Source organism: Comamonas sp. 17RB (assembly GCF_030056555.1).
GTDB lineage: Bacteria > Pseudomonadota > Gammaproteobacteria > Burkholderiales > Burkholderiaceae_C > Comamonas > Comamonas terrigena.
In genome coordinates this window covers 111,412-130,881 of the sequence record NZ_JASHHY010000003.1, presented here as the reverse complement: position 1 = coordinate 130,881, position 19,470 = coordinate 111,412, and the positions used below count along the sequence as shown (strand labels likewise).

14 protein-coding genes are annotated in these 19,470 nt (G+C 64.0%); 7 read left to right on the top strand and 7 right to left on the bottom strand.

What is annotated here, in order from left to right:
* Nucleotides 1–258: 258 nt before the first annotated feature.
* Both QM470_RS06845 and QM470_RS06840 read right to left on the bottom strand, forming a co-directional pair.
* Entirely contained in the window at nucleotides 259–1,047 is a 789-nt protein-coding gene (locus tag QM470_RS06845) for an SDR family NAD(P)-dependent oxidoreductase (protein WP_283338682.1), read from the bottom strand.
* Nucleotides 1,048–1,293: 246 nt separating this feature from the next.
* A complete protein-coding gene (locus tag QM470_RS06840) occupies nucleotides 1,294–2,388 on the bottom strand; it encodes an alkene reductase (RefSeq protein WP_283338680.1) in 1,095 nt (364 codons plus the stop codon).
* Between the two features lie 132 nt (nucleotides 2,389–2,520).
* On the opposite strand from QM470_RS06840, the gene QM470_RS06835 reads away from it, so the two are divergent.
* Entirely contained in the window at nucleotides 2,521–3,186 is a 666-nt protein-coding gene (locus QM470_RS06835; protein WP_283338679.1) for a TetR/AcrR family transcriptional regulator, read from the top strand.
* A gap of 33 nt (nucleotides 3,187–3,219) precedes the next feature.
* On the opposite strand, the gene QM470_RS06830 is transcribed toward QM470_RS06835, so the two are convergent.
* Entirely contained in the window at nucleotides 3,220–3,681 is a 462-nt protein-coding gene (locus tag QM470_RS06830) for a MarR family winged helix-turn-helix transcriptional regulator (RefSeq protein ID WP_283338678.1), read from the bottom strand.
* Between the two features lie 59 nt (nucleotides 3,682–3,740).
* Between QM470_RS06830 and QM470_RS06825 the strand changes: the two genes are divergently transcribed.
* The 5 genes from QM470_RS06825 (at nucleotide 3,741) to QM470_RS06805 (ending at nucleotide 9,757) form a co-directional block, all read left to right on the top strand.
* Nucleotides 3,741–4,286, top strand: coding sequence for a PaaI family thioesterase (locus QM470_RS06825; RefSeq protein WP_066535177.1), 546 nt, complete (start codon nucleotides 3,741–3,743; stop codon nucleotides 4,284–4,286).
* A gap of 682 nt (nucleotides 4,287–4,968) precedes the next feature.
* Nucleotides 4,969–6,384, top strand: a complete 1,416-nt coding sequence (locus QM470_RS06820; protein WP_283338677.1) for a TolC family protein — start codon at nucleotides 4,969–4,971, stop codon at nucleotides 6,382–6,384.
* Nucleotides 6,381–7,430: an HlyD family secretion protein gene (locus QM470_RS06815; RefSeq protein ID WP_283338676.1), complete on the top strand. Its 1,050-nt coding sequence runs from the start codon at nucleotides 6,381–6,383 to the stop codon at nucleotides 7,428–7,430. Before QM470_RS06820 ends, QM470_RS06815 begins: the two co-directional genes overlap by 4 nt.
* Nucleotides 7,427–8,611: an ABC transporter permease gene (locus QM470_RS06810; RefSeq protein ID WP_283338675.1), complete on the top strand. Its 1,185-nt coding sequence runs from the start codon at nucleotides 7,427–7,429 to the stop codon at nucleotides 8,609–8,611. The genes QM470_RS06815 and QM470_RS06810 overlap by 4 nt, the downstream gene beginning before the upstream one ends.
* Before the next feature lie 48 nt (nucleotides 8,612–8,659).
* The gene (locus QM470_RS06805; RefSeq protein ID WP_502846818.1) at nucleotides 8,660–9,757 is read left to right on the top strand and encodes an ABC transporter permease; all 1,098 of its coding nucleotides are present in this window, start codon (nucleotides 8,660–8,662) and stop codon (nucleotides 9,755–9,757) included.
* Between the two features lie 296 nt (nucleotides 9,758–10,053).
* Here QM470_RS06805 and QM470_RS06800 read toward each other — a convergent pair whose 3' ends face one another.
* Nucleotides 10,054–14,163: an NACHT domain-containing protein gene (locus tag QM470_RS06800; RefSeq protein ID WP_283338673.1), complete on the bottom strand. Its 4,110-nt coding sequence runs from the start codon at nucleotides 14,161–14,163 to the stop codon at nucleotides 10,054–10,056.
* A 311-nt stretch (nucleotides 14,164–14,474) separates the two neighbouring features.
* On the opposite strand from QM470_RS06800, the gene QM470_RS06795 reads away from it, so the two are divergent.
* Complete coding sequence (locus QM470_RS06795; protein ID WP_349307061.1) at nucleotides 14,475–14,876, top strand: GFA family protein; 402 nt, start codon at nucleotides 14,475–14,477, stop codon at nucleotides 14,874–14,876.
* Between the two features lie 115 nt (nucleotides 14,877–14,991).
* Here the strand turns inward: QM470_RS06795 and QM470_RS06790 are convergent, their stop codons facing one another.
* From QM470_RS06790 to QM470_RS06780, 3 genes are all read right to left on the bottom strand, one after another.
* Nucleotides 14,992–16,515, bottom strand: a complete 1,524-nt coding sequence (locus QM470_RS06790) for a PepSY domain-containing protein (protein WP_283338671.1) — start codon at nucleotides 16,513–16,515, stop codon at nucleotides 14,992–14,994.
* Between the two features lie 11 nt (nucleotides 16,516–16,526).
* On the bottom strand, nucleotides 16,527–18,731 hold the full coding sequence (locus QM470_RS06785; RefSeq protein ID WP_283338670.1) for a TonB-dependent receptor: 2,205 nt from the start codon (nucleotides 18,729–18,731) through the stop codon (nucleotides 16,527–16,529).
* An 89-nt stretch (nucleotides 18,732–18,820) separates the two neighbouring features.
* The gene (locus QM470_RS06780) at nucleotides 18,821–19,180 is read right to left on the bottom strand and encodes a DUF2946 family protein (protein ID WP_283338669.1); all 360 of its coding nucleotides are present in this window, start codon (nucleotides 19,178–19,180) and stop codon (nucleotides 18,821–18,823) included.
* Between the last annotated feature and the right edge of the window lie 290 nt (nucleotides 19,181–19,470).

The window sequence follows — 19,470 nt, the reverse complement described above, 5'->3', positions numbered from 1 at the left end:
TATGTGCGGAGAACGACAACTGACTAATGGGGCGGATGGCTGCTGCAACGCAGGGGCAGGTTTCGGGGGAATGGCAGCGGCAGGCCAGGTCAGACTTGCTGCCGCATGCAGGCGTCCATCGGGCTTTCCTGTGCCGCCTTGTGCTGCGGCCTGGGCGCAGCAAGCAAGGCAAGTTGCGCGCATCCATTCCCGTGCGCTGCCCCCGCGCATTGCCATGCTAAACCCGCCGCGACGGGCGGGGAGGTGCGTGGGGCCGGATCAGGCCTGTGGTTGGTAGCGCTCGGCGGCATGCGCCTGGCGGATGTCGGACATCAGGCCCTGGCGCGCCTGGTTCAGCCCATCCCAGCGCTGGGCGACATGCAGGGGCGGAATCGTCACCAGTTCCTTGCGGTCAAAGCCCACCAGTGCAGCGTCCACCAGTTCGCCGACTTCCATCACTTCCGGCAGGGAGTTGATGTCGATGCCGGAGCGGCTCCAGATTTCCGTGCGGGTGGCGGCTGGCAGCACCGCCTGCACGTAGACGCCCTTGGCGCCCAGTTCCACATGCAGCCCCTGGGACAGGAACAGCACAAAGGCCTTGGTGGCGCCGTAGATGGTCATGCCCAGCTCCGGCGCGAAGCCCACGACCGATCCGATGTTGACGATGGCGCCTTGGCCCGCTTGCGCAAAACGGGGGGCGACGGCGGCCGCCAGCCGGGTTGGCACGGTGGTGTTGAGCATCACCAGGCGGTCGATGCTGTCGGCGTTCTGCTGGACGAAGGAGCCGGGCTGTCCCATGCCCGCGTTGTTGACCAGGATGCCGATGGAGGCATCGTCGCGCAGGCGTGCTTCCACCCTGGTCAGGTCGGCTTGCTGGGTGAGGTCGGCGGGCAGCACATCGACCGCGACCTGGGCTTCTGCGCGCAGGCGGGCGGCCAGCAGGTCCATGCGGGCCTGGTCGCGGGCCACCAGCACCAGGGGATGGCCGCGGCGGGCAAAGCGTTCAGCGTAGGTGGCGCCGATGCCGGAGGATGCGCCGGTGATCAGGACGGTAGGCAGGGAAGTCATAGTGGGATACCTAAGTAGGTTGGGAAGGACAAAGAACAGACCGGCGATCCGGTGCTTGGGCGATCAGACGGTCTGCTGGCGGTGAAGCCGTGCGGTGGTGCAGGCAACACCCCTCCGCGCCACGGCGGAGGGCGCTGTAGCGAAGGGGGCTCCTGCGAGCTTTGCGGTGGTGGGGGAGGGTCGTCGCGGGCAGGAACCGGGGGCTGGTTCCTGCCGTGTGCATCGGCGTACTAGCTGGGCCTGGGATCAGACCGTGGCCGTGGCAGTGCGCGCGGGGTAGTCGGTGTAGCCTGCCGCGCCACCGCCGTAGAGTGTGGCCATGTGCATCGGGGCCAGGGGCGTGCCAGACTGCAGGCGCTCCACCAGATCCGGGTTGGCAATGTAGTCATGGCCGAAGGCGACCAGGTCCAGCTTGCCTTGCTGCAGCCGGGCTTCGGCCAGATCGCGGGTGTAGCCGTTGTTGGCCATGTAGGTGTGCTTGAAGCGTGTGCGCAGAGCGTCGTAATCGAACGGGGCGACATCGCGCGGACCGCCGGTGGCGCCTTCGATCACATGCAGATAGACGATGCCCAGCGCGCTGAGTTGCTCCACGATGTAGTTGTACTGGGGCTGCGGGTCGCTGATGGAGATGCCATTGGCCGGCGAGACCGGCGAGATGCGCACGCCGGTGCGCCGGGGGCCGATTTCCTTGGCCACGGCAGCCGTCACTTCCAGCAGCAGCCGGGCGCGGTTTTCCACGGTGCCGCCATAGGCGTCGGTGCGGTGGTTGGCGCCGTCCTTGACGAACTGCTCCAGCAGGTAGCCGTTGGCACCATGCACTTCCACACCGTCAAAGCCTGCGGCCATGGCATTGGCGGCGGCCTGGCGGAAGCTTTCCACAATGCCGGGGATTTCATCCAGGGCCAGTGCGCGGGGTTCGGACACCTCCGCAAAGCCGTTGTTCACAAAGGTCTTGGTCTGGGCGCGGATGGCGGAGGGGGCCACGGGCGCAGCACCTGCGGGCTGCACGGACACATGGGATACGCGGCCCACATGCCACAGCTGCACAAAGATCTTGCCGCCGCGGGCATGCACCGCATCGGTGACGGTACGCCAGCCGGCAATCTGCGCGGGCGTGTACAGACCAGGGGTGTCCTGGTAGCCCTGTGCCTGGGCTGAGACCTGGGTGGCTTCCGCAATGATCAGGCCGGCCGAGGCGCGCTGGGCGTAGTAGGTGGCCGCCAGCGGGCTGGGCACCAGGCCTTCGCCTGCACGGTTGCGGGTCAGCGGGGCCATCACGATGCGGTTGGCCAGCGCCAGATCGCCCAGAACATACGGTTGGAAAAGCGATTTCTCAGTCATGTTGCATCCGCTCCAGGGGTGAAGAAGTTGTAATGATGATGAGCATAATCTAAGTTGTCAAGACTTTGATGATGGTCATCATCTATGTATAGTCAAGGCATTTCCTGCAGGTGTACACCTTAGGGCAAAGCCATGAAAACCAGCAAGGCACAGGCACAGGACAACCGGGCGCATGTCGTGCAGACGGCGTCTGCGTTGTTTCGCGAACGCGGCTACGACGGCGTGAGCGTGGCCGAACTGATGGCGGCCGCAGGCTTTACCCATGGGGGCTTCTACAAGCAGTTCCGCTCCAAGTCGGACCTGATGGCCGAATCTGCGGCCTGTGGCATGGCACAGACCGCGGCACTGGCGGCGGGCATGGACCGGCCGGCCTTTGTGCGCAGCTACCTGTCACGTGCGCACCGCGACACGCGTGCGGCGGGTTGCACCATGGCCGCCCTGGGTGCGGATGCGGCGCGCCAGCCCAGAGCCGTCAGGGCAACATTTGCCGAGGGCATTGAGCACCTGCTGCAGGCCTTGGCGAAAGAGGTTTCTGCGCAGAAGCAGACCGGGTCGGGCGCGGCGGGCGAAGTGGGTGAGGTGGGCGAGGTGCGTGCCCATGCCATCGACACCCTGGCGCACGCGGTCGGGGCTCTGGTGCTGTCGCGGGCCTGCCCGGATGATTCGCCTTTGGCCGACGAGATCCTGTCGGTGTGCCGGGACAGGTTGCTGCGGACGCTGGCTGTGCCATCCCAAAGGGCACCCAAGCCTCCATTTAAGACAAGGCCTGTGGCGGTGAGCGCCTCGGAGTCTCGTTGAGCGCCTGTCGGGCGGGGTAGCTACCGTCTGCGGTCAGGCGGCTGCAGCAACGTCCAAGGTTTCATCGTCACCCAGCAGTTCGATGCACGAATCCAGCAGCGCATGCAGCGCCACCACGCGTTCGCTGCCCAGTTGTTCGTTCAGCGCCAGCTGGGCGGCCTTCCAGGCCTGCTGTGCCTGGGCCTGCTTGGCAACGCCGGTTTCTGTGGCGCTGACCAGGCGGCTGCGTGCGTCCGCGCCGGCACCCACCGTCAGCAGACCCAGGGCCGCCAGCGGCTGGAGGTTGCGCGTCAGCGTGGAGGCATCCATCTGCATGCGCCGGGCCAGATCTCCCGGACGTATGGGCCCGAGTTTGACCACATGGGACAGCAGCGAGTACTGCGTGATCTTCAAGCCCACGTCGGCGACAAAGCTGTCGTAGTGGCGCGTCACGATGCGGCTGAGCTGGCGCAGCTTGAGGTTGGTGCATCCCTGGGGCTTGATGGCGTTCTTCATTTGATATATTGTAGATACAACAGTTGTAATTGCAAATTTAAGCAACCAAGGAGACAGTCATGACCATGGAGCAGGTGATCGAACGCTGGCAGGTGGAGGAAGCTGCGGTGCGCGCGCGTCTGGGTGAGGTGGGGACAGCGGCCCCCAGCGATGTGGCCCAGCGCTCAGGCATGGAAGTGTTTGACGCCATCTTTGCCGGGGAACTGCCTCCGCCGCCCATAGGGTTGACACTGGATTTTGTACCCATCCATGTGGCGCCAGGGGAGGCGGTGTTTCAGGGCAGCCCCAAGCGCCGCCACTACAACCCGCTGGGCACGGTGCATGGCGGCTGGTTTGCCACCTTGCTGGATTCTGCCGTGGGCTGCGCCATTCACGCCAGCCTGCCCGCAGGCAAAGCCTTCACCACCCTGGAGCTGAAGGTGAACATGGTGCGCGCATTGACCGATGGTGTGCCGCTGGTGCGGGCAGAAGGCAAGGTGATCCATGTGGGCCGCCAGGTTGCCACCGCAGAAGGGCGCATCGTGGGGCCCGATGGCAAGCTGTACGCGCATGCCACCACAACCTGCCTGATCTTTGACCATCCGGTCGGCAAGCAGCCGTCCTGAACTGGGCGTCAAGAGTGGGCTGCTGAAGGGATGGGGGAGAAAAAGCTGCCCGCCCAGTGGCAGAAACGGCCTTGCGAGCCCGTATGCCGCGAAACGCGCCATCGACCAGCCCATGCTGATGGGGAATGCGATGGTTTAGGGCAGGCCACGTTCCACGCTGGTGTTGGCAGCAGCTGTTGTTGCTGTTGCTGTTGCTGCTGCTCAGGCACTGGACCGGGAGGGAATCAGCCCAGCCTGCAGCCAGCCGCCACCATCTGCAGAAACCGCTGCGAGCACTGCTGGTGGACGGATGCAGCCGACGCAGCCGGTTGCCACCAGTGGATTGGACGGCGATCGGCGATCGCTGGCACAGGCTTGCACTCCATCGCAATGTGCAGCGGGCACTCTGCCGGCTGGGTGCAGCGCCGGCAGATGCTCGCAATCCATCTCCGATGGAATGTGCTCCATAGCCTGCACCTCTGCCTGCCCTGGGCTCGGGTGAGGGATATGGGGGGCGCGGCCTGATGGCAATCCGCATTGCCCGTGCGTCCGGTTGCCCATGGATAATGGAAACTCCCATAGAGCGGGTTGGACAGCGCGGGCAGCCTGGGGGGAAGGCTCTCGGTGCAGAGGCCTTTGCAGTGGTCTGGACCCGGGCAGCTTGTTGTTTCTTTCCTGTATGCAAGAGATCATCTAGCCATCCATGAAATTCAGCCGCTTTCCCCTGACCTTGTGCCTGCTGGTGATGGCAGCGTTGCCAGCCCAGGCGCAGACGGTTCACAACGCGATGAGCTTTGAGCAGGCCAGGGCGGCGTTCCTGGAACGGTCGGAGCAATTGGCTGCCTCGGTCAAGTCGGTGGACAGTGCCCGTCTGCGCCGGGAGGGCATGGAGGGGCTTGGCGGCCCTTCGGTCTCCATCACCGGCATGGCGTACCGCTATTCGGCCAATGTCGATGTGGATCTGGATCCCGCACGGCGTGCGCTTGGTAACGGTATCTCGCTTCTGCCGCCCCAACTGGGCGGCGCGGTCGCGCAATTGCCCAGCCTGCCGAGCAACTACGATCTGCAGCGCAAGAACAATGTAGGCTCGGCCAGCCTGGCCGCCGTCTGGCCTGTCTATATAGGGGGACTGGGCGACGCCGTACGTGGCGAACTGGATGCCATGACCGACGAGGCGGTTGCCGATGCGGCCAGCAGTCGTGCGCAGCTTCAGACCCTGCTGGTGCAGCGTTACTTCACGGCGCAACTGGCCGATCGGAATGCATCTTTGCGCCGTCGCGCCCTGGAAGGTGTTCGGGCACATGATGACGCGGCCCAGCGCATGCTCAAGGCCGGCGTCATTTCCCAGGTCGAACGCCTGCAAGCCAGTGCCGCCCTGGCCGATGCCCAGCAGCAGTCGCGCAAGGCCGATGACGATGCCCGGCTGGCACACAGTGCGCTGGCGCGGACGGTGCACGCCGGCGCTGCGGTGCGCCCCAGTTCCCCGTTGTTTGTCAGCAGTGAAGCCTTGCCGCCGCTGCTGCAGTTTCTGGATTCCGCGCTGAGCCATCACCCAGGGCTCAGCCAAGTCGCGGCCAAGCAGCGTCAGGCCGCTTCGCTGCACGATGCATCCGAGGCACTGCGCAAGCCGCAGGTTCTGGCCTTTGGCCTGCGCGAGGTCAATACCACGGGCAAGCCCAGCTGGGTCGCTGGTGTGGCGGTGCGCTGGACGCTGTGGGACAGCATAGACCGCGACAAGCTCTCGGCGGCAGGCCTGCGCAAGGTGGAGCAGGCCGAGCTGATGGATGCCCAGGTGCGCTCCGACATCGGATTGCTGGTCGAGAAGAACTGGCTTGCCGTGGAACAGTCGCGCACCCAGTACCTGGCGGGACAGGCCCAGGAAAATCTGGCGCGTGAACTGCTTCGCCTGCGCCAGGCGGGGCTGAAAGAGGGCACCAGCACCACACTCGACCTGATTGATGCGCAGCTCAATCTTGCCAAGGTGCAGACGGAGCGCGCCTTGGTGGCCAACCAGTATGTGCAGGCTCTGGCCGCCCTGCTGGAGAGCACGGGGCAGAGCGACGAATTCAGCCGCTACATGGCCCGTGCCGACATCCAGATCACCGCAGACACACCATGAACACACCTGAACCTGCCTCTTCTGCCGCAAGCCCCGGCCCCATGGTCAGAAAGCCCAAGCGGCCGCCTGTGGCGGCGCTGCTTGCCGTGGCTGCGGTGCTGATCTTCATCGTCTGGGGGTTCTGGCAGTCTGCCCAGCCTGCTGCTCCATTCTTCCAGGGGCAGATGGAGGCGCGTGAATCCGATATTGCGGCCAAAGTCACGGCGCGTATCTCCAAGGTGCATGTGACCGAGGGGCAGCGTATCCAGCCTGGCGATCTGCTGGTGGAAATGGACAGCCCCGAGGTGCAGGCCAAGCTGGCACAGGCCCAGGCAGCGCGTGATGCGGCCCAGGCCGTTGCCACCAAGGCCAGCAACGGCGCACGTCCAGAGGAAGTGCAGATGGCGCGCCTGGGCTGGGAGCGTGCCCAGGCGGCGGCGAGTCTGGCCAAGACTTCGTACGACCGGGTGCAGAGCCTGTTCAGCCAAGGCCTGGTGTCTGCCCAGAAGCGCGACGAAGCGCTGACGAACTGGCGTGCTTCGGATGCGCAGGCACGTGCGGCCAAGGCCCAATACGACATGGCGGCCAGCGGCGCGCGCGCGGAAGACAAAAGCGCAGCGGCCGCGCAGGTGCGCCAGGTCGATGGCGTCATCGCGGAAGCCAAGGCCGCTGAAGCTGAAACCCAGTTGCGCAGCCCGGTGGGCGGAGAAGTGGCGAATGTGCTGGCCAAGCAGGGGGAGCTTTCGCCCCAGGGCGTTGCGGTGGTGACGGTGGTGGACCTGAGCGATCAGTGGCTGGTGCTCCATGTGCGGGAGGATCAGCTGCAGCGCTTTGCCATGAAAAGCCGTTTTACCGGTCGGCTGCCGGCGCTGGGAAACCGGCAGGCCGAGTTCGAAGTGAGCTTTCTCGGCGTGCTGCCTGACTTTGCCACCTGGCGCACCACGCGTGGCAGCCAGGGTTTTGATGCGCGTACCTTTGAAGTGAGAGCCAAGCCCGTTCAGGTGATCGACGGTGCGCGCCCAGGCATGAGCGTGATCGTCGAAGGGGCCGCCGGAGCGGGTGCATGAGTGTGCTGACCGCCAGCTTGCGCCGTGAATGGGGCCGGCTGCGGGCGAGTCCCTGGGACTTGGCCATGGTCAGCTGGGTGCCCTTGCTGGTGCTTGCGCTGATGTGCTGGATTTTTTCGGCGGGCCAGCCATATCGCCTGCCCATTGCCGTCTGGAGCGAAGACAGCTCTGCGCTGTCGCGCCAGCTGGTGCGCATGCTGCAGGCCACTCCCGGGCTGGAAGTGCGCCAGACTGTACTTAACCGGGGGGAGGCCGCGGATGCGCTGCTGCGCAGGGAGGTCTACGGGGTGGTCCATATCCCCCCGGATCTGGAGACCCATGTCAAGCAGGGGCGTGGTGGCGCGGTGACCTTGCTGCACAACGCACAGTTGGCAACGGCATCCAGCCTGCTGCAACGTGACCTGAAGCAGGTGGTGGGCACGCTGTCGGCCGGGGTGGAAATGCAGACTGCGGCCAAGCGTGGAACGCCGCACCAGGTGCTACAGGTACAGATGGAGCCGATCAAGACCCAGCTGGTGGCGCTGTTCAATGTGTCCACCAATTACGAACAGTTTCTGGCGGCGGCCTTGATTCCTGCGCTCATCCACATTCTGGCGATGACGGCGGGCGCGTGGTCCGTGGGGCGGGAGTTGCGGGACCGTACGCTGGGGGACTGGCTGAGCCCGGATGGCCAGCCTGCAGGCGTGGCATCGGTGGCGTCAGCGCTGTTTGGAAAACTGTTGCCGCCTGCGGTGCTGCTGTGGGGCAGCGGCATGGCGGCTTTGCTGTATCTGGCGCTGCTGAGAGGCTGGACCGTTGCTGGCAGCATGGCCTGGATTGCAGTGGGTCTTGCCGCACTGATCGCGGTGAGCCTGGCGTGTGGCGCGGCGTTGGCGGCCATCACCTTGTCGTTGCGTACGGCGCTTTCGGGGGCAGGCCTGTTGTCGGCGCCCGCGTTCGCCTTCAGTGGCATGGGATTTCCCTTGCTGGCGATGACGGGCAGTGCCCGCAGCTGGGCACTGGCCATGCCCTACACCCATTACGCAAGGCTGCAGGTCGAGCAGTGGCAGATGGGCGCGCCCGTGGTCCAGACGCTGCCCGTGGTGGCAGGCTTGCTGCTGGCGGCGCTGCTGCTGTTTGCACTGGCCTCGGCGGGTTTGTCGCGCGGGCTGCGCAGGCCCGAGAAATGGGGAGGGCGCTGAGTCATGCCCCATCCCGATGTCGGTTTCCCCCGGTTGTGGCTGGACAGCATGGTCCTCATGCTGCGCGACACGGGAGCGCTTTTGCTGCTGGTGGGCGCGCCGATACTCTATGGCTTTTTCTACCCCTGGTTCTACAGCACCCAGGTGGTGCAGCAGGTGCCGGTTGCTCTGGTGGTGCATGACAACTCCGGCCTTGCACGGCAAATGCTGCGGTTCGCCCAGGCCAGCCCACGCATTGATCTGAAACTGGTGACCTCCGATGAGGGCGAGGCCCGCGAGGCCGTGCTGCGCGGCGATGTCATGGGCTATGCACTGCTGCCGCGTGATCTCAAACGCGATGTGCTGCGCCGCACGGATGTGGTGGTGCCGGTCTATGCCAACGGCGCTTATCCGCTGGTCAGCAAACAGGTGCAGTACGGTTTTGCCGAGGCGTTTGGCACGGTGTCTGCCGGTGTCGAGATCAAGCGCTTGCAGGCTGGCGGTCAAAGCGCGTCACAGGCGGCGGTGGGCCGCTCGCCGGTGAGCTTGCAGACCGTGGCGCTTTTCAATCCCACGGAAGGCTATGGCAGCTTTGTCGTGGCAGCCGTGGCCGTGCTGATCCTCCAACAGACGCTGCTGATGGGCAGTGCGCTGCTGGCAGGAACCTGGCGGGAGCAGGCGCAAGCACATGTAGGCGCTCGCCAGTGGCTCGCACGGCTTCTGGCGCTGTGCGTGCCAGGCTGGCTGGCGGGGCTTTTCTATTTTGGCTGGATCTTTGTCTGGCAGGACTTCCCGCATGGCGGCAACCCATGGGGTGCTCTGGCGCTGCTGGCCTGTTTTGTGCCGGCGGTGGTGGGATGTGGCTGCCTGCTGGGCTGGTGGCTGGCGAACCGTGAGCGGGCTTTGCAGGTGGTTCTATTCACTTCGATTCCACTGGCTTTTCTGGGCGGCTTCACCTGGCCGCCCGAGGCCTTGCCTGAGCCGCTGCAGTGGTTGCGCTGGCTCTCGCCCAGCACGGCGGGAATTGAGGCCTCGCTGCGCTTCAATCAACTGGGCGCGCCGCTGCTTTCCGGCGTGGCACAGCTGGCCTGGCTGTCCAGCATGGCGTTGCTGTCCTGGCTGACCGTGCTCTGGCTGGGGGCACAGCGGCGCAATGCAGCGGTGTGAGCCAGATCGGGCGTAGTGAATCGACCCGCTGGCGCAGCAAGCCCTGTCGAAATCCCCGTGGAATGCCTTGTCCGGTCATGCATCTGGTGTCATGGGGCAGAAAGCGGACATCCTGATGTGTGCGATGGCGGCGGAGGTATATGCCGGTGCGCCGATGTGGCGTGTTTGCCCAGGCACCCACTGCAGCGCCGACTGCGCGATAGGTTTTTTCGGGCATCCGCGTGGAGGAAATTACTTGAAGTGCCGATGGCGTTCAGGCCGACTCGCGAAACCTCAGCGCGTGCAAGACTGGAAAGTCACAGCTTGGGCTTGCTAGATCGTGCTAGTCCATTTGGCACCGCTCCTTGATGTCTTAGCGTGAGATCCATCACGACGATCTTCAGCCTTGCACGGTCCGGCACCGGGACTCGCGCAGTCAGGAGCTGCTCGAGGTCCGCAGCGTCTAATGGCATATCACCTTCGGGCGATGCCCGCGTCTTAACGCCGAACCACAGCACTAGATAAATTCCGTAGCCATCGGCGGCTGGATCAGTCGAGTACAGCTCCTGCAACTGGAACTTCCAAGCCGTCCACAGAGACTCGTTGTTGTCCTTCTTCACCTCAATTGGCACCGCGATTAGTTGCCCGGCTGCTGCATGCTCGATCCGGATATCGGCGCGCTTGTCGTTAGCAGCCCGTCGCTCAGAGATTGCGGTAACGTTAATCTGAGCGAGCCGCGGCTGCAACCTTTCGAGAAGCAGGTCGCGGCAGTCGTTTTCTTTGTCCGGGATGCTTGGGTCGTCCACGGATTTCCAGAACTGCTTCAGCGCGAACGTTTCAGCGCCGCGAAGGTGGCGCTCCATGTCGTGCAGGTGATCAATTGTGAGTGCCTGAAGGTCAGCGCTACAAGCAGGCGACAGGTTTCGCAATGTCAATGCCACAGCCACGGGACTTGGATGTGCGTAATATGCCTCTCGCGCGACAGCTTGTTGTGACTGCAACTGGTAGCGAAGATAGTTGCTCCAGTTGAGAAGGGTTGGCAGTTCAATGAGTCGGCGAATTTCTTCGGCCGCTGCAGGCCTAGCATCGCATGCCAGCGTGCTGATCAGCGCCTTCATGGTGTCGCTCCGATCGTTCGCTGGAGTCACCCAGCCAGAGGATTGGCACTCCGAGGGTGTAATCAAAGCAAGTAGTTCTACGAGTTTGGAAAGCACTGCGGGTTCAGCATGCTTCAGTGCTGGCTTCAAGGAGGCCTGCTCATGCAGTGCCGTACCCAGCAGCTTGACTCGTTGCTCGCTCTTTCCGACGATCTTGATCAATCGTGCTATTGCATCGCTGTTCCAGCCGAGGCTGGCCACCAGCCAGGAAATGCGTTGCGACGTGTCGATCGATGGATTATTTAACTTGCCGCTGACGATCTCTGATGCGACTTCTGCATCCAGAAGATGCAGCGCGCCGAGAAGCGACGTATTCAGTTCCCGTCTGGCCTGCTCACTCGCCCGCTGCGGGAATGTGGTCAACAACTCCGGTAGGGCCAAACGCGAAAGCTTTGCATGCCCGATCTCCTTCGACAGTGCCCAAAGCCCCGTCACAATTAGCGGTCCCTTGCGGCGGAGTCTACGTTTCGCATAACGAATGAACAGTGGTCCGACTTTGTCGGGTCTGATCTCCACGACGCGCTTGTACCAATCTGGCATGGTGCCTGTGCCATCAGTGAGCCAGAAGGCGACAAGTGTCGACAGTAGCGGGTCATCCCAGGTGTCCACAGTTTGCGGGTTGCGCTCGTAGGCCATCTTGGCAGCAAGCAGCGCTGCTGGCCGTAAAAAGTGGTATTGGCCCGCTGCGTCTAACCTAAAGACTTCGTCTGCAGCAGGTAGATCGGTGCGGTTCAGGACATGCGATATATATTCGATCGCCAAGATCGCGGTAGTAGTGTCAGACGCCAGATACTCTTGCACTCTTTGCTCTGGCGAGTCCCCCACAATGTCGCTGTAGCGCCCACTGTAGGCGTATGTAATTCTTGCCAGGAGCCACGGAGCAGGATTGCCCTCCATGAGCGCATTCATGTGTGGCATGAGGTCTTCTCGACGCTTCTGCCAACGAGTCTGACGCTCGAGTTCGCCGCGTTTTGAACGATGGTGGTTCTCGGCCCTCCAGTTGCCTTCCAATGGGGATGTCCACTGCTGGGCCAACCAGACCTGCGCCTGCGGCCAGGTGTCGAAATAGCGGTCAACCCAGTCATTGATGTGCTCCATGCTGGGTGTCTGCATGAAATCCAACGGGTCGGCGACTGCGTACGCTGCTGCCGAGCAGAAGCAATGCTTGACCACTTCTTCATCTTGCGTCGACGCCGCCAACTCAAGGAGCCAGAAGTGCCAATCCGCGGGTAGCCGTGCTCCGTATATGCGACTCTCTGTCTCCCAGAAACGACGCAATTTCGAACAGGCCTCTTCGGGAGTACGACGCCATCCGAACGCTACGGCCGCCTTGATGCGGTCAGGATGATCGGTCAGCCACTTTGCTATTTGAGCAATGGGCCCTTTGTCCCTTATGGAGAAACCGTGTTCGTCAACGTCAATGCCTAGCCAGGCAAACAGGCGCTCGTCACTGATCGAGTTGCCCGCGTGTTCGAGCGCGTGTGAAAGAATGTGTCCACCAAGCCTGTGTGTCTCGTAGTCACGATGCAGTTGATGCGGTTGGGGATTTAGGTGTAACCATGCATCAGCGATCTGTGGTAACTCCTCAGCAGGCGTCTGCTTAATCAGACCGTCGTACCAAAAATAAGGCAAGCTTGCTGAAGCGCTCATTGACTCAGGCCTGGGCCAGTATTGCAATACTTCGTCCGGCCGCACATGGTCAGGATAGAGCTCGAACAGTAGAGCGCTCGCCAGCCTAGCGTCATGATCGGAGGTCTCGCCACGATGAAGACGGTCTAGCCAATCGCGCGCGCGCGCTGTGTCGAAAGGTATGGCACGCTTCCAAGCGTTGAGGGCTCCGATCCGATTCCGAAACTGCGCTTTCGTATCCATCACCCACGCCTCAAGGTGACTATTTAGCTCGGGCAGTGCTTGGCCATGGCTCAACGCATCGAGCACACACTCCACAAGCGCTTGGTGGGCGTCAGCGGTCGAGTGATCACTCAGGACCAGGGCCAAGGAATCGACCATCTCACGGGTCGCCAACGCCGCGAACGGGTAACTCGTCCACTGTCCGTCGCGGAACCAGGGATTGCTGTGCGCGGCATCGCGCAGCGCTTCCAGGAGAGTACGTTTGTCAGTAACGGTGAGGTGAGATGCATCCCCGTTCAATATGGTCGCGAGCGGGTCCAATTTGATCAGTTGTGCTCGATCGGCAGCATGGTGGACAGTCAACCAACCATGCAGACCACGCAACGGCTCCACCGTAATTCCGTCACCACCCTGCATGAGTGCCAGCACCCTACCTAGTGGCAGGCCGTTCCGAAGGCGCCGAGCAATCGAATTCGCGGCAAGGTATTCCGCGATGCTCCGATGTCTTGGCGTTGATTCACCCGCGACCGTTACGAAGATCTTGCTGGCCAATGCTGCATTCGCATTATGAAGTTCGAGTGCGAACGGCAGATCCTGCCACGCGAATGTAGAGGTATTGCTGTCCGCACAGGTTCCCCGTGTCAGGGCGGTCTTCCCACTGAGGAGAAGAATTGCGCATAGGACGCCTGCGTCATCCAGTCGGCGATCGATGTCACCAGGGCCGGGCGGTAGAGCCTCTCGATGTGCCTCCGATTGCTCTTCAGCAAGTTGGCTACACGCAAGCTTGTAGATTGCGCTGCGTGAGTTTGGCCAGCCGCCGTTCGAGGCCACGGCACGGATCGCCAAGTCGAGCAGGAGAGGATTTCCGAATAGAGCAGAAAGACCGTGATCATCTGCCTGACGCAGAAAGCTCTGAATGTCGGAGACTTCTGACTGGCGGGAGCCTAAGATCGCTTCCTGTTCGGCCCGAGACAAGGGTTCGAGGTGCAGTTCAAGTACAGCGTCGCCTGGGGCTACGAGCTTCAAGGCCCGCACATCCGACTGCGAACGCCAGTCGTGTTCGCGGCACGACAGCCTGAATCTCGGTCGACCGAGTTCCTTTAGCTTTGTTCGGATCTGGTCAAGTGCTGTGCGTCCGTCAGTGGCGCCTGCTCTGATCTCATCGAGTGCGTCAATGAACAGGGTCTTCCCTGCATCCTGTGGCTCGATGCCCAGGGCAATAAAGTCCCTTGCACTGCGGAAGACGCCGCCACTTGCGGCTGCTTCGACGACGAATGACTCGCTCTTGCCTGCACCAGGGTCAGCCAATAGCACGTAGGCGTCTAAATGACGCCATTCCTCGATGGGTCGGGTTGTTGAGGAGCCGTCCTCCAGCAGCCCTGTTGCCCTGCGCGAAATAAATAGCTGTTTTCCGCTCATTGCTCTTCGTATTCCAAATGCATCAGCTACAAGAGCGCCAAGAATACCAGCGCTGATTAACGCACTTTGGCACCGTCTTGGAGGTGCTTTTTGCGCTTTCTACTTCGCGCAGAGTGACCGGTCGCTAGTGTGTGTACTTGGTTGTTGCCAGAAGCCACCTGCTAGCGTTGCTCCCCAGATATTGGTCACAGCCACAGCCACAGAAGCGATAGCAAGGCGCGGGTATACAGCGGTTCTGTATCGGCCCAAAGCGGCCCTGAATTCGTCCCCCAGGCGCTTACGATAGGGGTTTGGAATCAGGAGACAGGGCCGTGCCGGAGAGCTATCTGGGAAGCTGTTTGTGCGCAAAGGTCAGCTACCGCCTGCTGACACCACCCAGGGCGGTGACCCATTGCCATTGCTCGCAGTGCCGCAAAAGCCATGGCGCGGCGTTTGCCACCTACGGTGCGGTGCCGCGCCAGGAAGTGTGCATCGTCTCGGGGGAGGCGGACATTACGTCCTATGCCTCATCGGAATCCGTGCTGCGGCAGTTCTGCCGGCACTGCGGTTCGTCCCTGTTCTGGTCCAGAAAGGCCGGGGATTGGAGCGACTGGGTCTGTGTGGCGCTGGGCACGCTGGATACGCCTTTTGAGGCGGCCAAGCAAAAGCATGTGCACCTGACTGCGCAGCCTGCATGGTCCCCCTTTCCTGGTCCGTGCGTGCAGCAGGGCTGATCGCTCAGGCCCTGTGCTGCCACGGCGTTCGGCCAGGGATGGTGATCGCCGGGCCTGCGCCCCCATCCGGTGCGGCCGCTCAGCCGTTGCCTGGCCTGGCCGTGGTGCCATGGGCCTACCCACGCAATTGCTGGCTGGTGGACAGTACCAGCCGCCGGTAGCCCAGCACGGTGCCTGTGGTGGCCAGGGCCAGCGCGCCCATGCTCAGCAGCACCAGAACGATGTCGCGCGGCCAGGCGTGCTGCAGCATCCATGACAGGTCCCAGCTGTGCAGAAAGTTGAACAGCCAGCGGTTGGCACGTTGCGCGCGGTCCAGGCTGAGCACCACCTCCCCGGATGCGGGGCTGAGGTAGACGACGGTGCGGCCCGGGTCCTGGAACTCCACCCGCAGCACGGGCAGGTCGCGGGCGGCGGCGGCGTACATCGATGCCTGTCCGCGCCGGTAGTAGTAGGCGTCGTAGCGGTCCAGCAGGGTGGCGGAATGGATGGCGAAGGGCAGCAGCAGGGGGGCGGCGCGTTCCAGCTGTGCAGGCTCCAGCTCGCGCTGGACCTGGTAGCTGCCTGTTGCGCCGGACAGCACGCGGCTTGCGCCCGCCGAATCCAGAGCCAGCAGATAGGGCCGACCGGCCAGCACTTTCCATTCGATCTCGCGGGTGTCGAATCCGTCGGCCTGCAGCAGTTGCAGCGCATCCTGCACGGCCAGCGCGGGCCGGGTGGTGCCCGGAAGGCCTTGCTGGTAGGCACGCAGGTCCGGGCGCGCACCCGTGGGGCTGAAGATGCCCAGCGGGTTCATGGACATCAGGCCGCTGAAGATCCACAGCACCATCACCAGCCCGAACACCAGGCCGGTGATGTGGTGCCAGCGCATCTGGAATTCGCGGTACGGGGTTTTGGCGCCGGACTTGTAGCGCCCGCTGAAGCGCCAGCGCCAGATGCCCACCAGGGCCCCGGCCAGGGCCGAGAGCGTGCCCAGCGCCGACAGGCCGATGACCAGCCAGCTCCAGACCGGGTCTTTGGCTCCGTCGCGGAACATGTAGACCCAGTGCAGCCAGGCACCCACGTAGTTCCAGTAGCCCTGGTAGCGCGGCACATCCACCACCACTTCACCCGTGATGGAGGAGACGTACAGCAGGGTCTGTGCAGCATCGTGCATCTGGACCTGGTAGAGCGGGCGGTGCGCATCCAGCAGGCCCGCGTGCGACCATCGGTCACCCTGGGTGCGCCCCAGCACCTGCCCGGCCGCACCGGGGAGGAAGGCCTGGGCACTGCGCAGCGCGGTGGCCGCATCGACCGGCGCGGCGGCGGCGCCGGTGGCGGCGTCCACCACGCGCCAGGTGCCATCGCCTTCCTTGAGCCGGTAGCTGGGCCGCCCGGCAATGGTGGTGAGCGTGATCTGCTGCACGGCCTGCGGCGCGGGGCTGTGCTGCAGGGCCTGCTCCACTGGTACGCAGCATTGCGCGGCGGCCAGGGGGAGCGGGGGCAGCGCGCCCAAGCGCTCTGCGGGCTGCAGCTTGGGGTAGCCCACAAAGAGCATGACCATGCCGCTGAGCACCCACAGGGCCATCAGCACGCACGCGGCCACCCCGGTCCAGCGATGCACCAGAAACACCAGGCGTTTGGCGTGGGAAACAGACCACATATGCAGCCCGATCAGAAGCGGTGGTTCACCGTCAGCTCGACACGCCGGCCTTCACCGACGAACCACTGGTTGGTGGTGTAGTAGGCGGTGGTGAAGTAGTGCTTGTCGAAGACGTTGAAGCCACGCAGCGTCAGCGTGGTGTCCGCCGTGGCCTGCCATTGCAGGGCCAGGTCGGTGGTGGTGTAGGCCGGCAGCCGGAGGGTGTTGGCCGCATCCGCATAGCGCTGGCCGACATGGCGCAGGCCGCCCGACAGCGTCCAGCCGGGTGTGAACTTCCAGCCTACCCAGACATTGGCCACGCGCTCGGGCACATCGGTGGGCACGTTGCCGTTGCGCGATACGGCGACGCCGCCCACGGATTCGCGGAAGTCGTCATAGCGGGCCTTGAGCAGTGCCACATTGGCGTCGACCTGCACGGACGGGGTGACCTGCAGCGACAGCGTGCCTTCGAGTCCCTTGGACGAACGCTCACCCACCTGGATACGCAGCGCGGGATTGCTGGGGTCGCGCGTGAGCAGATTGTTCTTGGTGATGGTGTAGGCCGCCAGGGTCCAGTCACCCTTGCCTTCCCAGAACGACTGCTTGAGGCCGACTTCGAACTGCTTGCCGGTGGACACATCGAAAGCCGCGTTCGCTGCCGACAGCATGAGCAGGCCGCTCACCGGGTCGGCCGCCTTGGCGGCCTGGGCGTAGAGCGACAGATCCGGCTGGAGCTTGTAGACCGTGCCCAGGCGCCAGCCGGTGTTGGAGTAGCTGCGCTGGAAGGCCTGGCTGCCCGCCACCAGGTCCTGGCGGGTGAGGTCGGCGTGGTCAAACCGGGTGCCTGCCACGATGGACCAGCGCCCGGTCAGCTCCAGCCGGTCTTCGGCGAACAGGGCGTATTGGTCCGCCTGGTTGCGGTAGCGCGGAATGTAGGGCACTGCGCTGGTGTAATAGCCCGGGTCGGGGTGGTAGGGGTCCACGGAGCCGGAGCTGCCGGTGTAGGTGTTGTTGCTGTGCTGGAACGTGGCACGGTTCACATCGAAGCCCACCGACACCTGGTTGGGGCGGCCGAACAGGCTGCCGGTGAAGGTGATATCGGTGGTGTTGCCGGTCTGCGTCTGGTCGTGGCCGATTTCGGTGTTGCCCGAACGGTCGATCAGGCCTGTGCTGGCGTTGTAGGCATAGGTTTCGGCGTTGCGCCAGTAGCGGTCGCTGCGGATGTGGTAGAGCTTGCTGCGCACCACGGTGCTGCTGCTGGGGGCCCACTGGGCCATCAGTTCGGTCCAGCGGTCCTGGTAGCGTATGCGGCTGTCGGCCACGTTGTAGTTGCGCTCGCGCAGGGCCGGGTCCTGCCCGCCGTTGACCAGGGGCGTGCCGAAATAGCGCATGGGTTTTTGCCGGCCTTGGGCGTGCGAGAGCTGGAGGCTGAAGTCCGGCGTCAGGTCCCAGCGCAGTGCGCCGCTCACGGTGCGGTTGCTGGAATCACCGCGGTCCACCCAGCCGTCCGACTGGTCGCCGCTGGCATCCAGGCGGTAAGACCATTGGTCATTGATGGCGCCACCGCTGCCAAAGGCCAGGGCGCGCTTGCCGTCCGTGCCGATGGTGGCCTGGACTTCGTTGCGCACAGCACCGCGCGTGGGTTTCTTGGGGATCACGTTGACCACGCCGCCAATGGCGCCGTCGCCATAGATGACCGAGGCAGGGCCGCGCAGCACTTCGATGCGGTCGATGGACCAGGTGTCGAACGGAAAGCTGACGCCCACGCCGCCGTACTGGCGGGTGCCGTCATACAGGCGCATGACGGAGGTGGTGTCCGTGAAGCCGCGCGCGGACAGGGAACTGCCGCTGTTGCCGGGGTGGCCCAGGCTGGTGATGCCGGTGGAGCGGGTGATGGCGTCGACCAGCGTGCTGTCGCCCTTGGCCTCCAGCTGTTCGCGGGTGGTGACTTCCACGCTGGCCGGTGTGTCGCGCAGGCTCAGGTCCAGGCGGCTGCCGGTGCTGACCGGGCGTTCCAGGGCAGTGCTGCCGGACGAGTGGACGGTGACGGTGTCCAGCGTGGCCGTGGGTGCGGTAGCGGTGGCGATTTGGGCCCAGCCGGGCGAAGCTGCCCATGCCAGGGACAGCAGCCAGGGCAGCCGGGCCATGGCCAGGGCTGTGCGCGGGCGTTGCTGGGGGAGGGACGAGCGAAAACGGGCAGCGCCTTGGGGCGCCGCAGCAAAAATGGGACGGGTCATGAACGATCTGCGTGCAAGTGAAACCAGCCGCGCAGGGCAAAGCCCGGCGGCGATGGCGTGCGCCGACAGTCATGCCGGTCGCACGGTGCTTACACGAGAGCGGGAGGTCCCCGGGGTGGGAGCGGCGCCCCCACCAGCGCGGCAATGCGCGCGGCGACAATGGGTTGCAGCGCCAGCCCCAGGGGCTGCGGCTGCGCTACATGCTGGTACTCGTACACCGGCGGCGTGGTGATGGCCAGGCACAAGGGGCAGTCCAGCGAATGGTGCGGGCCGGGAACGGCTTGGCCGTCCTCATCCAGCATGATCACTTGCATGCTGCCACCTGCCGTGCAGACCACTTCCATGGCGCGGGGGTGCACGATGGGCGAGGCCACTGCGATGCCCAAGGTCAGCATGAACCACGCCAGAACCAGGCGGGTCAGTGACAGGGAGGAGCGCAGCGCTTGCATGGCACGCATTATGAAGGCCTGTGCAGCAAAACCGGAAACGGTGGCCGGAAAAATCCGGACACCTGCCATGCTGTCTGCCATTCACCACGGGCTTGCGCCAGGTCCACAACGCTGGCGTTGCAGGGCCGGGTTTGCAGCGTTGGTACGTTCAATTGCCCTTCCACACACGCATGCACCAGTGCCGCGCACGGCGGGTTGCAGCGGTGTGCAGGGCGGTATACCAGAGCGGGTGTGGACACGCGTTCTGGCAATCCAAACACCGCCCCACGGTGGCCATAGGGCGCTGCAGG

Excerpts from the sequence above, each read along its gene's own strand:
- QM470_RS06845 (WP_283338682.1), bottom strand. The coding sequence starts at position 1,047 with ATGACTTCCCTGCCTACCGTCCTGATCACCGGCGCATCCTCCGGCATC.
- QM470_RS06840 (WP_283338680.1), bottom strand. The coding sequence starts at position 2,388 with ATGACTGAGAAATCGCTTTTCCAACCGTATGTTCTGGGCGATCTGGCG.
- QM470_RS06835 (WP_283338679.1), top strand. The coding sequence starts at position 2,521 with ATGAAAACCAGCAAGGCACAGGCACAGGACAACCGGGCGCATGTCGTG.
- QM470_RS06830 (WP_283338678.1), bottom strand. The coding sequence starts at position 3,681 with ATGAAGAACGCCATCAAGCCCCAGGGATGCACCAACCTCAAGCTGCGC.
- QM470_RS06825 (WP_066535177.1), top strand. The coding sequence starts at position 3,741 with ATGACCATGGAGCAGGTGATCGAACGCTGGCAGGTGGAGGAAGCTGCG.
- QM470_RS06820 (WP_283338677.1), top strand. The coding sequence starts at position 4,969 with ATGAAATTCAGCCGCTTTCCCCTGACCTTGTGCCTGCTGGTGATGGCA.
- QM470_RS06815 (WP_283338676.1), top strand. The coding sequence starts at position 6,381 with ATGAACACACCTGAACCTGCCTCTTCTGCCGCAAGCCCCGGCCCCATG.
- QM470_RS06810 (WP_283338675.1), top strand. The coding sequence starts at position 7,427 with ATGAGTGTGCTGACCGCCAGCTTGCGCCGTGAATGGGGCCGGCTGCGG.
- QM470_RS06805 (WP_502846818.1), top strand. The coding sequence starts at position 8,660 with ATGGTCCTCATGCTGCGCGACACGGGAGCGCTTTTGCTGCTGGTGGGC.
- QM470_RS06800 (WP_283338673.1), bottom strand. The coding sequence starts at position 14,163 with ATGAGCGGAAAACAGCTATTTATTTCGCGCAGGGCAACAGGGCTGCTG.
- QM470_RS06790 (WP_283338671.1), bottom strand. The coding sequence starts at position 16,515 with ATGTGGTCTGTTTCCCACGCCAAACGCCTGGTGTTTCTGGTGCATCGC.
- QM470_RS06785 (WP_283338670.1), bottom strand. The coding sequence starts at position 18,731 with ATGACCCGTCCCATTTTTGCTGCGGCGCCCCAAGGCGCTGCCCGTTTT.
- QM470_RS06780 (WP_283338669.1), bottom strand. The coding sequence starts at position 19,180 with ATGCAAGCGCTGCGCTCCTCCCTGTCACTGACCCGCCTGGTTCTGGCG.